At 69.4% G+C, this 13,647-nt stretch carries 8 protein-coding genes; 4 read left to right on the top strand and 4 right to left on the bottom strand.

Annotated features, from left to right (window positions below; all coding sequences use genetic code 11):
• Window positions 1-2,104: 2,104 nt before the first annotated feature.
• Window positions 2,105-2,800, bottom strand: coding sequence for a tRNA-dependent cyclodipeptide synthase (locus A4R44_RS18835; protein WP_067581983.1), 696 nt, complete (start codon window positions 2,798-2,800; stop codon window positions 2,105-2,107).
• A 39-nt stretch (window positions 2,801-2,839) separates the two neighbouring features.
• Entirely contained in the window at window positions 2,840-4,147 is a 1,308-nt protein-coding gene (locus A4R44_RS18840) for an LLM class flavin-dependent oxidoreductase (RefSeq protein ID WP_067581987.1), read from the bottom strand.
• A gap of 361 nt (window positions 4,148-4,508) precedes the next feature.
• On the opposite strand from A4R44_RS18840, the gene ribB reads away from it, so the two are divergent.
• From ribB to A4R44_RS18860, 4 genes are all read left to right on the top strand, one after another.
• Entirely contained in the window at window positions 4,509-5,291 is a 783-nt protein-coding gene (gene ribB / locus A4R44_RS49115) for a 3,4-dihydroxy-2-butanone-4-phosphate synthase (protein ID WP_232791662.1), read from the top strand.
• A gap of 578 nt (window positions 5,292-5,869) precedes the next feature.
• Window positions 5,870-7,792 (top strand): SDR family oxidoreductase, encoded by a 1,923-nt coding sequence (locus A4R44_RS18850; RefSeq protein WP_067581989.1) that lies wholly within the window; start codon window positions 5,870-5,872, stop codon window positions 7,790-7,792.
• A 705-nt stretch (window positions 7,793-8,497) separates the two neighbouring features.
• A complete protein-coding gene (locus A4R44_RS45850; protein ID WP_255366136.1) occupies window positions 8,498-9,100 on the top strand; it encodes a methyltransferase in 603 nt (200 codons plus the stop codon).
• A 28-nt stretch (window positions 9,101-9,128) separates the two neighbouring features.
• On the top strand, window positions 9,129-9,986 hold the full coding sequence (locus A4R44_RS18860) for an SDR family oxidoreductase (protein WP_232791663.1): 858 nt from the start codon (window positions 9,129-9,131) through the stop codon (window positions 9,984-9,986).
• A gap of 966 nt (window positions 9,987-10,952) precedes the next feature.
• On the opposite strand, the gene A4R44_RS18865 is transcribed toward A4R44_RS18860, so the two are convergent.
• Both A4R44_RS18865 and A4R44_RS18870 read right to left on the bottom strand, forming a co-directional pair.
• Window positions 10,953-11,432: a PPOX class F420-dependent oxidoreductase gene (locus A4R44_RS18865; RefSeq protein WP_067581993.1), complete on the bottom strand. Its 480-nt coding sequence runs from the start codon at window positions 11,430-11,432 to the stop codon at window positions 10,953-10,955.
• Window positions 11,433-12,356: 924 nt separating this feature from the next.
• Complete coding sequence (locus A4R44_RS18870; RefSeq protein ID WP_067581996.1) at window positions 12,357-13,478, bottom strand: AI-2E family transporter; 1,122 nt, start codon at window positions 13,476-13,478, stop codon at window positions 12,357-12,359.
• Between the last annotated feature and the right edge of the window lie 169 nt (window positions 13,479-13,647).

Consider the following 13,647-nt stretch of genomic DNA (forward strand, 5'->3'; position numbering starts at 1 on the left):
CCACGCTCTTCGGAAAGCGCTCGACGAGTGCCGCTGGAACGGACCCGCGTTCGCGAACGAGGTGAACAGGATCGGCCGCGAGATGGGCCTCGACCTGCACTACGCCCGGCCTTCGGTGTCTCAGTGGCTGGGGGGAGTGCGTCCCCGGCCGCCGGTGCCCGAGGTCATCGCCGAGGCGATCTCCCGGCGGCTCGGGCGCAGGGTCACTGCCGAGGAGACGGGCTTCGGCGTCCCCGGCCCCAGGCGCGGCGGTTACGACCTGGGGGAGGAGCGGCCCGGCGGGCCGGCCTGGCCGCCGAAGAGCCCCGTTCCCTATTCCCTCGACGCCCTCGCCGCGGTGCCGGACCTCTCCGGCCTGGGATTCGGGAGCGCGCGAGAGCGCGGATCCGCACTGGCCGCCCGCGATGTGCGCTCGGTCGCGACGATGACGGAAATGTTCGCGTGCACTGTCGCCCAGTTCGGAGCCAGTCCTGCGCGCAAGGCTATGCAGTCCTACATCGATACGAAGTTGCGTCCCCTCCTGCTGCGGCCGGCGAAGCCCGGAGTCCGGTGGGAGTTGCTGAACACGGCCACGCGCATGGTCCGGGTCTGCGGTTACGCCCACTACGACGACGAGGCCCACGGCAACGCTCAGCGCTATTACCTGCTCAGCGCTTCCGCGGCGATCGCCATCAGCGACACCGATGCCGTGGCGCGGGTGCTGCGGCTGCTCAGCATGCAGGCGAGGGAGCTCGGACACGCCGCCCCCGCCACCCGGCTGGCGCGCCTCGCGCTGGAACACGGCCGCAACTCCGGCACCGGGATGCGCGCGCTGCTGCACGGGCAACTGTCGGCCGCGGCGGCGACCGCGGCCGACGGGAAGACTGCCGACCGCCACCTGCGGACGGCGAAAAAGCTGGCCGGGGAACCGGATGGGCGGACGTGGCCGGGCGTGCTCACCGGGGCGTACGTCTCGTACTACGAGGCGGTGACCGCGAGCCATCGCGGCGACCGGACACGGGCCATCACTGCGCTGGCCGAGGGCGTGCGCCGATGTCCGGCCGATTTCGCCCGGCTGCGTGTGATCATGCTCGCCCGGCTCGCGGAACTCCAAGCGCGCGAAGGTCGCCTGACGGCGGCCTGCCGGACCTGGAGCCAGTTTCTCAGCCAGAGCGAAGCTTTCCGCTCGGCGAGCATCGACACCGCGGTACGCAGGGCGAAGGCGATCCTGCACCCCTACCGCTATCACGAAACGGCGGCCGAGATCCTGGCACAGATCGCGCACCGGCACAGACACGACCGGGTCCTTCCCGAGACCATCTGAACCGAGGACCGGACCATGCGCCTCGCCGAGCAGGCCACCGCTTTCAACGACTGCGGCGAATCGAGGATCGTGCCATGCCGAAGGCGAGGGCTCGACGCCTGAATCGCGTCCTCGGCCGAGGAGGGAAACGCGCCCCGATTCGCGGTTCCGGCCGAAGGGCGACCGATTGCCCTGCTCGCATCCGGCGCCCCGATGACGCGGGCGGCCTGGCGGCGGCCGTCGGGCTTTGCCCGGAGACGGAGTCCGTTCGGCGGCGGCACACTGTGCGAGGGACCGGTGCGATGGGGTGAACGTCGGGATGTCACGCGGCGGGGCCCACCGGAGGTCTGCCCGGCGGCGGAACGGCCTCGGCGCGCTGCTGCGCTGAGCGGGGGCGGGCATCAGGGTGGCCCCAGCTTGTCCGAGCCCGGTCAGCCGTGTGCCGCACCGGGGCGGAAAACCGGGCCACCGTGGACGGTGCCTGCTCATCCTGCGGAGCGAGGCAGCGCTGCTCGTTCGCGGTCGGCCCCGGCCAGGTCGTCGTCTGCGCCCGCGACCGACGGAGACTCGCTGGTGCCGAAGGCATCCGAGCGGCTATCGCCAGCCGGGGTGTCGCTCCGGCCCCGGTTCCTGCCGCCGGGTCGTTGAAGGCTGCTTCGCCCTGCCGCCGGTTCCGGAGGTCGCGGTTCTGCCGGGACCACCGGGTAACGTCCGGTCTGGGTCGCACCGCCTGCCGTCACCGGCTCAGCACCTGTTCGGCCGCTGGCGGTCCTAAGTGGACTTGATTGGCGGTGATCGGTCCCTCCGCAGAGCGGAGAACCGTCAGGAGGGTGGACGGCGCAGGCTCGCGTAGCCTTGTTTTTCGGACGGGCGCCAGCTCAGCTTGCCTTCGTACAGCGGGGCGATGAATTCCATGACATGCCGGTAGCAGGTGACCGAGCTGTCGTGGCCGAGCATGTCCGCGGTGTTGGTCATGACCGCCGCTTCGCTGACGTAGTAGCCGATGGTGGCCTCCAGCTCGGCTTCCGTGGGCTGCCTGCTCTGGTCGACCCGCCGCAGGACACGGCGGGAGATGTTCAGGCACGCGTCCCGGAAGACGTTGTCGTGCTCGGCCTTCTCGCGGATGACGGCGGTGATCTCGTCGTGAGGCGTCCCGCCGCGGAAGTCGTCGAAGGTGAGCAGATGGGCCTGCGCGGTCAGCCGGGGGACCCCGATCCGGTCGAACGCGCGCAGTGTCCTGCCTCGCAGCATCGACAGGTTCTTGCGCACTTTGGCGAGAGCGCGTTGCTGGTCGTATCCGGCGGCTTCCAGCAGGCTCCGCATCTGCTCGCCGGGGGTCACCACGTCGAACGTCCGGAACCGGTCGTGCATGGCGGCGACGCTGAAATCGATGACTTCCTGGCTGAAATAGCTGTTGAACATGCTGAGCGCGAGCAGCCCGTGCTCAGCCTTGTCCAGCAGCCGCGCGCTTTTCTGATCGATCGGGACGAAGTGGTCGCCGTACTCGCCAGTTCGCATGAGGTGCCGCCTCTCCGGCAGTGAAGCTGCCCGGTCTCGTCAGGTGCGTTCGCGTCTCGACGCGCTGGGACCGCCGGGCCGGGCCGGTACGGGCAGCGCGCCGCCGATCCCGCTGTCCGGGGGAAGACGCTGGTCGTGCTGCCCGGCCTCCTCCCGGTGCTCCGGTGCCCGCACCACCGGGATGTCCTCCTCGCGGAGCGGACGCAGGGCCCGTGCGCGACGGGCCTCAGCCGCCGCCACGTACGGCGCGAGCCGGTCGTCTTTGCCCGCTCGGGCACCGGCGTCACGTTCGCGGAACGCGGGCGCGATCTCGGTGCCGAACAGTTCCAGCGCTTGGCAAATGTGGTCATGCCGCGTCCGCCCCACCGCCTGGATGAAGATGACCTGGTCGAGTCCGGCTCGTTCGTAACCCGCGAGCAGCCCACGCACCTCAGCGGGGGTGCCGATGATTCCCTGCTCGGGGTGAAAGGGGATGCCGGTCTCCTCCCGCTGGAATGCCGACCACACATCCGTGCGTCCTGGGCGGTGGTGCCCGGACGCCCAGATGCGGCCCAAGCTGTAGCCGAAGTACCGCAGCCCCGGGGCGATCCGCGCGATCGCCTCTTCCCCGTCGTGGTGCACCGAGAACCCGAAGAGCGCGGCGACGTTCGCGTTCACGGTGTGTCCGATGGGCACGCACTTGCCGGACCTGATGATGTCGTAGTACTCGGCGACCCACGTCTTCGCCTCTTCCGGCTCGACGAATCCGAAGACCAGCGCTCCCATGCCGTTTCGGGCTGCCCGGAGAATGGACTCGCGCCGTGCGCAGGCGAGCCACATCGGCGGGTGCGGCCGCTGCAGCGGCTTCGGCACGATGTTGCGGCACGGCATGCTGAAGTAGTCGCCTTCGTGCCCGGGATAAGGGGTCAGCGCGAGCATGTCGGCCGCGGCCTGGGCGCCTTCCTGCCACATGGCCCGCTTCTCGTCGTAGGGCATCCCGAAACCGCCGAGTTCGAGTGCCGTGGCCGCTTCACCGGTGCCCCATTCGACCCGGCCCCCGCTCAGCACGTCCAGCGTCGCGATCCGCTCGGCCACCCGCGCGGGGTGGTTGATCCGGGGCGAGGTGAGGCAGACGCCGTGGCCGAGCCGGATGTCGCGGGTGCGCTGGGAAGCGGCGGCGAGCAGCACCTCCGGCGCGGAGCAGTGGGAGTACTCCTCAAGGAAGTGGTGTTCGACGGCCCAGGCATGATCGATGCCGATCCGGTCGGCGAGTTCGATCTGTTCCAGCGCCTCGGCGAACATCCGCTGGTCGCTGTCCGGGCTCCACGGCCGCGGAGCCTGCAGCTCGTACAACACCCCGAACTTCATGGCAGCTCTTCCTCCCGGACAGTCGTCCCGTTCGACGGTTCAGGCTACGAGGCTCTCAGCCCGGTGGAGCCGGGGTAAGTACGCACGGGGAAAAGGCTGTTGAGCGTCGCGACGCGTTAAACCGGGCAGGCGGGCGGAGACATCAGGTTCTGTTTCGTGGCCGGAAAGGGAGCCGTCACCAGTCAGGCGATCAGGACATGCCGGCCGCTTTGCCCGGCACCCGGTCGCCGCCCTCTCCGCGCCGGGAGAACAGAATGAACAGGCAGCGCCGCTTAACGGCCTGATGAGGTGAACGGCTTGTAGCCGTGGAGACACCGCGACGACGCTGGATGTTCCACACCGGCGTTCAAGGGAGACCATCATGTCGGCGAAGTCCCGGCACGGGCGAAATACGGGGGCGATGACCGTCTCTGGTGGACGCGATGGCTTCGGGCCGCCCGTTTCCGGGGCGCGGCGGCCGCCGGGCGCGGTGGAACTGGCGGTCCGGGATATCGCCGCCGGGCGGCCTGTCGTCGTGCTCGACGCCGAAGACCGTGAGAACGAAGGGGACCTGGTCGTCGCCGCGCAGAAGGCCACTCCGGAAATCGTGGCCTTCATGATGAGCGAGTGCCGCGGGCTGATCTGCGCGCCGATGGCCGCGGCGGACCTCGACCGCCTGCGGCTGCCACCGATGGCGGCGGCGAACACCGACCCCATGGGCACCGCGTTCACGGTCTCGGCGGACGCGTCCTCCGCCCACGGGGTCACTACAGGTATCTCGGCCCGGGACCGCGCTACCACGCTGCGGTTGCTCGCGAACGAAGACACGGCCCCGGACGATTTCACCCGGCCGGGCCACGTCTTTCCGCTCCGGGCGCGTCCCGGCGGTGTCCTCGTCCGGGCTGGGCACACAGAGGCTGCTGTCGACCTGGCCTCGCTCGCCGGATTGAGACCGGCCGCCGCCATCGTGGAGATAGCGGGACCCCGCGGCCATCTGCTGCGCGGTCCCGAGCTGGTCGAGTTCGCCGGCGTGCACGACCTGACGATCGTGTCGATCGCGGAACTCGCCGCCTGCCGGGACAACTCGGCAAAGCGGATCGAGCATCCGGCTGCCGACGCGGGATCAGTTCACCGCTCGCGGTCACAGCGGCGTAGCCGGCAGTGAGTACCCGGCGCTCCTCCGCAAGGACCCGCGGCGGCCGCTGCCGTCTCGCCCGGTGCCGGCCCCCTGGCTCGGCCGCGAGACGGGGCGAGGAGTTGCCCGACCACGCGCAGCCCGCGGCAGAGGTTCGTCCGCTCCGCACACGAGCACCGGACACCTCGCGGTCGCAAGAAAGACGGCACGCCGCAGGTCACATCGACCTGGGTGGGCCTCGGCGGCACTGCGATCGCGGTGCCGCCGTCAGCCTCGACTGAGACAGCGGCCGGTCGCCACGAACGAGAGGGCGGATCGCGCGGGTGGTGCGTCCGGCGGCCACGCACGCGTCCACATGCCGGAAGCAGACACGGCCAGCGTGCGCGGCCCCAGCCCCTCCTCGCGAACTCCGCGGGCAGTCGCGCCGCGATGACCGATCAACGTCCGCCAGAAATAAACCGGGAAAACGCGGCAACTTCTTCCCTGCGGCCGTGCACCGGGTGAAGTCTTGATACAGCCAGGCAATCACCGGGGAGGGCCTGGCCGTCCGATCGCGGGGTCCGTTCGGCGGCGAAATCCCGAATAACGGATAGGCGAGGGAGAACCTGATGCACGCTCGCAGCCCCGACGACGGTTCCGCGGCGAAGACCGGAGACTGGCCGGCCGGCTCCGGACTGTTTTCCTCCCTGCGGTTCGCTGCCCCGCCGATCCCGGAGGGGCGCACCCCGAAGCGGGTGCTCCTCACCTGCGCCACCAGCCTTCTGGGATCCTTTCTGCTGGACCGCTTGGTCAGGGCCGGGGTGGCCGAGGTGCGCTGCCTGATCCGTGCCCGCGACGCCGCGCACGGGTTGTCCAAGCTGGCTGAGCGGGTGCGCGGCCACGGGCTGGACTTCGGCGCGGTCGAGGGGAACGTCGTTCCCCTGGCCGGTGATCTGTCACAGCCCCGGCTCGGGTTGTCCCCGGACGCTTACGACGAACTGGCGCGCACCACGGAAATGATCGTCCACAATGGATCTTTCGACGCTGGTCCGGCCCTGGCATCGCCGCGGGCGGAGACGGTTGTCTCCGGCGTGCGCGCGTTGATCGCCCTGGCGGCGAGCGAGCGCCTCAAACCGCTGCACCACATCTCCACCCTTCTCACGATCGCGGGATCGGGGACGGCGCACCTCCGCTACATACTGGAAGACGACCGTCCAAGCCCGCTCGGCACCGACCGGCCGGGCACCGCCGACAGTCGACGGGCAGCCGAGGATCTGGTCCGGGAAGCCAGCTCGCGCGGCCTGCCGGCGGCGATCTACCGGCCGCATGCCATCGCGGCGGCTGCCGAAGGCGTGCTGCGGAGCGGCGACACCCCGATCGGTGCGTGGACCCGTGCGATCGTCGACACCGGGGCCGCACCGGAGGCCGATCTGCCGCTCGACTTCGCCCCGGCCGATTATGCCGCCGACGTGATTGTGCACGTTTTGCGCACCCAGCCTCCCGACGGCCGCGTCTACACCATCACCCACCCCGCTGCCGGCGAACTGAGCGCACTCGTCGACCGGCTGCGGAACCGGGGGTACTCCATTCGCGACATACCTTACGATCGCTGGGCACAGGACGTCTCGGCCCTCATCCAGTCGCCCGGCCATCCTGCGCGGCAGCTGGCCCCGCTGATCAGCGAGACAGGGACGGCGACCGGGCAGATGCGGCCACACTGGTTCTTCCCCGAGTTCAGCTGCACCAACACGATTCGCGCGACGGCCAACGCGGGCCTCGACCCGCCGCCCGCGGGAACCGCCTACCTGGACGGGTTGCTGGACCGCTTCGCCCGGTCCGGCCTGCTGCCCCCGCCGTCGGCCGTGCGACAGCGCCCGTCGGACGCCGCAACGGTGGTTGCTCCCGGGGAACGAAGCGCCCGGCTTCTCAGCGCGCTGACACCGAGGATATCGAGGTTCGTCCGGGAAACCTCTGCATACCGCCGATCCTGCACGCACGGCCTGGCGCTCGAAGACCTCCGCCGGTTCGTCGCAGGCGAACTCCCGGCGCAGTTGACAGAGATCGCGGCATTCGAACGCATGGCGGCCGAATTCGGCTCCTCTCCGGCCGGTGACCTCTTCCGGAAGATGACACAGGCAGCCCGCACTGTCCGCCCCGTCCTCCGGGAAGCCGCCGCCGAACTCGAAGTGGACCCGGCGCAACCAGTCCCTCAAGGCGCCGTCGACTTCGGTTGCTTCATGACAGAACTGTCCCACCGTGCGCGACCGGGCGCCGCGGCAGCCGTTCTGCGCACCAATTTGCTGCTGTGGTGTGCTGTCAGCGCCGAACTGCTCCTCACCCTGCGCGGTCTCGCCAGCACCCCGGCGGCGATCGTCCGGTATCTGGAACAGTTCGAGCACCCTCCAGTGGATATCCTGTCCACCTGCGCCGACGTTCTCGTCGCCGCCGTCGAACTTGGCGAAGACGGCGACGACATAGCCGCTGCCGTACGACGAGCGGAAGCCGCGCTACGAGGCTACTTCAAGACGGTTGTCGGGGACCCGGTGCACTGATGCGACCGCCCGCGTGACTGGGTTCCGTAGTAATGCTAGTGGCCAGCCTTCCGTATTCAGGGCCCTGGCGAATCCTCGGTGAATACGCAGCCTCGGACGGGGAGGGAGGTGACAGAGGATGCCGCGCACCGCCTGCTGGCCGTTCCGCAGGTGACCACTACGAGTCACTTTCGCCGGCGGCTCCCGGGCGGGTTTTCCGAGGGAGTCCGCCTCGGCCTGTCGTGGTCGCTGCGATCCACGGGAAACCGCCGAGAGCGAGAAAAGTCACCGTACTGTTTTATCGCATCCAAGCAGTGTGAAAGGAACGCCTGTGGCACGCGAAGAATCCGCAGATTTCCTGCTCTCCTCCAGTCTGGACTACCTCTATTCCGCTGCGTTGCGCGTGGCCGCCCTGGTCAACGTCGCCGATCAGCTCGCCGACGGCCCGGCGGACCCCGGAGAATTGGCTGAGCGCACGAAAACGCATCCGAACGCACTCGCGCGGGTTTTGCGCCTGCTCGCCTCTCGCGGAGTTTTCCACGAGGACGGCGACGGCCGCTTCGCCATCACCGCGCGAGCCCAGGCCCTGCGCACCGACTCTCCGACGTCGGTCCGCGATGCGGTTCTGATGATCACGGAGCCCGCGATCTGGCGTCCTGCGGGCGAGCTCGTCGCCGGCGCTCGCACCGGGCTGGCCGCCATCGACGCCGTATACGGCAGCCCGTTCTGGGAGGTGCACGCCCGGCCGGCGAGTTCGACGCCGGTATGGGTCAGTGGTCCCAGCTGGAGGCCAGGGGGTTCGCCCAGAGCTATCGTGTTCCTCCGGACGGTCTGGTGGTCGACGTCGGAGGCGGCCGCGGCAGGTTCCTGGTGGAGCTGCTGCGAATCCGGCCCGACCTGCGGGGCATCCTTCTCGACCAGCCGATCGTCGTCTCGAATCACGATCTTGGCCAGCTGGACGACCGAGACCGCTGGCAGGCCGTTTCCGGCGACTTCTTCGAAAGCGTTCCGCCGGACGGCGATGTCTACGTGCTCCAGTACATTCTCAACGACTGGCCCGACGACCAGTGCGTACGCATTCTGCAGAGCATCCGCCGATCCATGAAGCCCGAATCCCGGGTCGTCGCCCTCGAATGCGTAGTGCCGCCGGGCAACGCGCCGCATGCCGGAAAGGGCATTGATCTGGTCCTGTTGGCATCTTTTGCCGGCCGGGTCCGCACCGAGGCCGAATTTGCCGAGCTCTTCTCGGCCGCCGGGATGCGGCTGACCAGGGTGATGGAAAAGACGGGGCCGGGGTTCCTGTCCATCGTCGAAGGTGTTTCACAGTGAGACCGGAAAACAGCCTGTGGAGGACAGTGTGACAATTCCGACCGGCCCAGGCGTGGCCCTGGACGACGAGTATCCTCGCCCCGCCGGAGACGACTTCGAAATGCGAGGGCTGAGTGCGCTGGTGGTGTCCGGCAGCCGCGGGATCGGCCGGGCGATAGCCTTGGAACTGGCCAGGCGCGGCGTGGCGGTGACGATCACTGCCCGGCACCCGGAGTCGCTCAAGGAGGCGGCCGAGAGCATCGAGAGGGAGACCGGAAACCCGATCCAGCCGGTGGTCGCCAACAGCCGGAAGGCTGACGAGCGGCAGACGGCAGTGGACCTCGTGCTGAAGACCGGGCGGCTGGATCTGCTGGTCTACGCGACGGGCATCAACCCCGCCAGGAACACCCCGGCCGTGGACATGGCTCTGGACACTTTCCAACGGACGTTCGACACCAACGTCCTCGGCGCGCTGGGTTACGTGCAGCTCGCCTGGCATGCCTGGATGAAAGACCATGGCGGTTCGGTTCTGATGCTCAACACCGTGGCGGCGACCAGTCCTTTGCGGCTGGCGGCCTACAGTGCCACCAAAGCCGCGCTGCATCGGCTGACCGAGGACCTGGCCGACCAGCTCGCGCCGAGGGTGCGGGTGAACGCGATCGCGCCGGCCTTCGTGCGCACCACGTTCATGGACTCCGTCACCCGCCTGCCACCGGAGACGATCGCCGCAAGCTACCCGCTGGGCCGGATCGGACAACCCTCCGACATCGCCACGGCGGCGGCCTTCCTGCTCTCGCCGCTGGCGTCGTGGATCACCGGCGTGACCCTGCCGGTCGACGGCGGCAAGTCTGTCTCGGCCGTGACCCACGACCGCGAACACCCGCCCGTCGACTACCAAGTCCACTAGGCTCGACCTTGCCCGCGGCGGTTGTCCGGTGGCGCAGGGCCGGGAAGCCTGCCGATCTTTCCTTCGCGACACAAGGAAGATCGGCTGAGCCCCGCAGGCGATCGTGTGCGGATGCACCGGCCCATCCGGTGTAGTGCGGAGTCCGTCCTGGCTCCGGCGGGAGTTCGCGTCCGCAGCGCGGCGGCTTCCGCGAGATTCGCGTGGACGCATCATCCGGAAAGCCGGTCTTCAGCAGCTGGAGATCTGCTCTGAGCTCCACGCGTTCGCTCATCGACGATCCGGTGCCGCGGCTTGTTCCGGCTGGCCGCGGCGCTGTTTCCAGCCTCGTCACGGGTGTTCCGTCCAGGCGGAGGACTTGGCCCGTGAGCTGCTCGCCTGCGGCCGGCTTCGCCGCCGCGGGATCGCCCCAGCTTGTCTCCGCGGGCGGCTGCGTTGCGACGGGCAGTCTTACGCGAGATCGGCGCGTCTGCGAGTGATGAGCCGGATCTCGTGAGTTCGCGCAAGGACGAGCGGGAGCCGCGGTTCGAGCACGCCGCGGCCTGCTCGCCGTCGTCGAGGTCTGGCCTGGGGCCGTGGGTCGATCGCCCGGACGGCTCGGCCCGGAGAACGGCCGCTCGGGCCGATGGTCAACGAAGAATCCGTCGTTGCTCGGGAACGAGAAGCCTCCTCGCTTCTCGCCAAAGCAGCTGGCTGACAGGGGAAGGCAGTACTGCGGCAGCCTGACCGGAGACCCAGCGCAGGAGGCAACCTCATCGGATTGGCCCGTTCCGATGCGTGTGGACTCGGTCAAAGGGCAGGGGCGCGACCCGCTTCGACCGCGATCCGTGCTCGATGGCAGTTCGCGTACGCGAGCGTCGATGTTCCCTACGGCACCTGATCGAGTGTTCGTTCGACGAGGAGCCGTGGCTGGAGCTGATCTCGTCGATGGTCGCGCCGGCCGTCGCTGGGGTGTTCGCCACGCGGTCCTCACGGGACAGCCGGCTTCTCCAGCGCGGGCGGCGGCGAGGCCAGAAGGGAGTCCACGACTCCGGCCTGGCCGATGACGGTCGCGTCGGCCACCCGGACGACGACCTCGCCGGGAACGCAGACGCGGTCGACCCACTCCTGTGCGCGTTCCTCTCCGAGGTACCGGGCCGCGATCCGGTGCATCCAGCGGCGGACGTTCCCGGCGTGGTCGTCGATCTCCGCGTCGCCGGTTATCAGCACGAAGGCGAACGGGGGCCGGTCGTCGTCGAAGCAGATCGCGATCCTGCCCTCGCGTAGCATGGCCCGGCCCTTGACCGAGTCCGCGCGAGCGGTGAACACGACGGTGCCGCCGTCGAGGTCGACCCAGACCGGTGTCACGTGCGGACTGCCGTCCTTCCGCGTCACCGCGAGCTTGCCGGTGCGCGGTGCCGCGAGCACGAAACTCTGCCACCACTGATTGTCTATGACCTTGCCGGGCACGGCTGCCTCCGTTCATCTGTCAGACCAGAACCTGCTGTACTCCCGGGAAATCCCGCCTTCCCACTGTTGCCGCACCGCGTGCCGTGCGGCAACAGTGGGGATGATGGACGGGTTAAACGACGCGAAGCGTTGACTGCGGAAGCAAAGCGCCGAAACCTTGCCGGGGGACGCAGAAACAACATTCGCGATTCGGCAGCCGCTTTCGCGCCGCCGCCGCGATCAGGACACTGCACTCCACAAGCTCGGTCATGGGCTGCGCCGACTCGCGCCCGCCATCCAGCGGCAGTGCGCGCAGATCCGGTTCGTCCGTCCTCCGCCGGATAGTTCCGCGGCGAATCCTTCGACCTGGCAAGGTATTGCTAGACCGAGTGCGCGGCAGCTTCGACGGCTCTCGTGCTGAGTGCGGTCGGCACGTGAGGCCCGCGCCGGTGCTGAGCACGCTGTGGCGGCTGGCGCGTCGTTGCGCGGGATCACCGCCGTGATCGGCGGCCGTCCCGCAGGCCGGTGGTCGGCGCGCTGGGGGACTATCTGGGCGAGAAGTCCGGGTGATCGTCCACTGTGGAGGAAAATTGAACGCCCGGGATCCACCCGCCCTCGCCCGCCTCACGGTACCTCGGCGGGACCGGCTCGGCGGAATTGTCCACGACCACCACCATGCGTCTTGACCTGCACGGACGTAGTTTTCGGCTCGCGCGCGGACTGCCTCGCCACGATTACCGGGCCGCACGCCAAACCCGGGCACCGATCACGGCAGGAAGGCCCCGGCACTCCGCAATGACTTCGCTCGCGCGCCAGCACAGTCTGGGCGGCACTCATGACGTTGGCGTGGTTCGGCCGCCGCGCCTCGAAGCCCCTCGCTTCGAAATCCCCCGGCCCGGCAGCGTGGCGTGGACGTTCGGGCGTGGTCGCCGGGTCCGCGGGCGTTCACGCCGGCTCGCTCCCGGCGTGCGGCGGGGGTGCGTTGAGGCTGCGCAGACCGGAGCTGAGGACGGCGAGCAGCGGCACGGCCAGCAGGGCTCCGACGATCCCGGCGGTGACCAGTCCGGCGGCCAGCGCGAGCACGACCGCCAGCGGGTGCAGCCGGATGGCCCGGCCGAGCAGGAATGGCTGCAGGACGTGGCTTTCCAGCTGCATCACCCCGATCACGATGGCGAGCACGACGATTCCCGGCAGCACGCCGCCGGTCAGCAGTGCCACCAGTACCGCGACCANCGCGACCACGCCGGCGACGACCGAGCCGACCACGGGGATGAACGCGCCCAGGAACACCAGGGCGGCCAGCGGGGCGGCCAACGGCACCCCGACGATGAGCAAACCCGCCCCGATCGCCACCGCGTCGACGACCGCGACCGCCGCGGTGCCGCGGATGTAGCGGGCCAGCGTGGTGAACCCGGCCTGCCCCGCGAGGTCCACCCGGGGCCGGAACCGGGCGGGCGCGACGCGCAGGACGAACGTCCAGATCCGCCTGCCCTGGGCGAGGAAGAAGATCAGGCAGAACACCATCAGCAGGAACTCGGTGGCCAGTTCGCCGACCGTGACCGCGGTCGTCACGGCGCTGGAGGCGATCGAACTCCGGTTGTTGTCGAGGGTGGTGGCCACCTGGTCGAGCATCTGGTCGAGCTGCCCCTGGCTCAGGTGGACCGGGCCGGTCCGCAGCCATTCGCGAAGGTCGGCCACGCTGTGCGAGATCTGCTCGATCAGCGCGGGCATTCCCGCGGTCACGGTGAGGACCACGAAGGTGACCACTCCGCCGACCACGGCGATTCCGCCGACGATCACCATCGCGGTGGCCAGCGCGCGGGGGACTTTCTTGCGTGCCAGCCAGGAAACCGACGGTGCCAGCAGTCCGGTCAGCAGCAGTGCCACCGCCACCGGCACCAGCACTGTCGCGAGCTGCACGACGACGAACCCGATCAACGCCATCCCGCCGGCGACCACCAGCAACCGTCCGGAGACCGCGGCTGCGACACGTAACCCGTAGGGCACCGCCGCGAGAACGTCCTCCGTGGTCGGGCCGTGCCGGGCCGGCGGTCTGTCGCTGTTCATGAGCACCTGGCTTCCTCGCCCGGGATCCGGGCCTAGTGGGCGCACGAGACTAGCCCGCACTGTCTCACGCGCAGGCTTCCGTCCTCGGGCAGGGCGTCATCGTCAGAGCAGGCAGCCGCGTGCGACGCATTGCGTGTCCGGCCGGGGACGACGGCGAACAGCCCGGCGG

It is taken from the genome of Amycolatopsis sp. M39 (assembly GCF_001651785.1).
Taxonomy (GTDB): Bacteria; Actinomycetota; Actinomycetes; order Mycobacteriales; family Pseudonocardiaceae; genus Amycolatopsis; species Amycolatopsis rubida.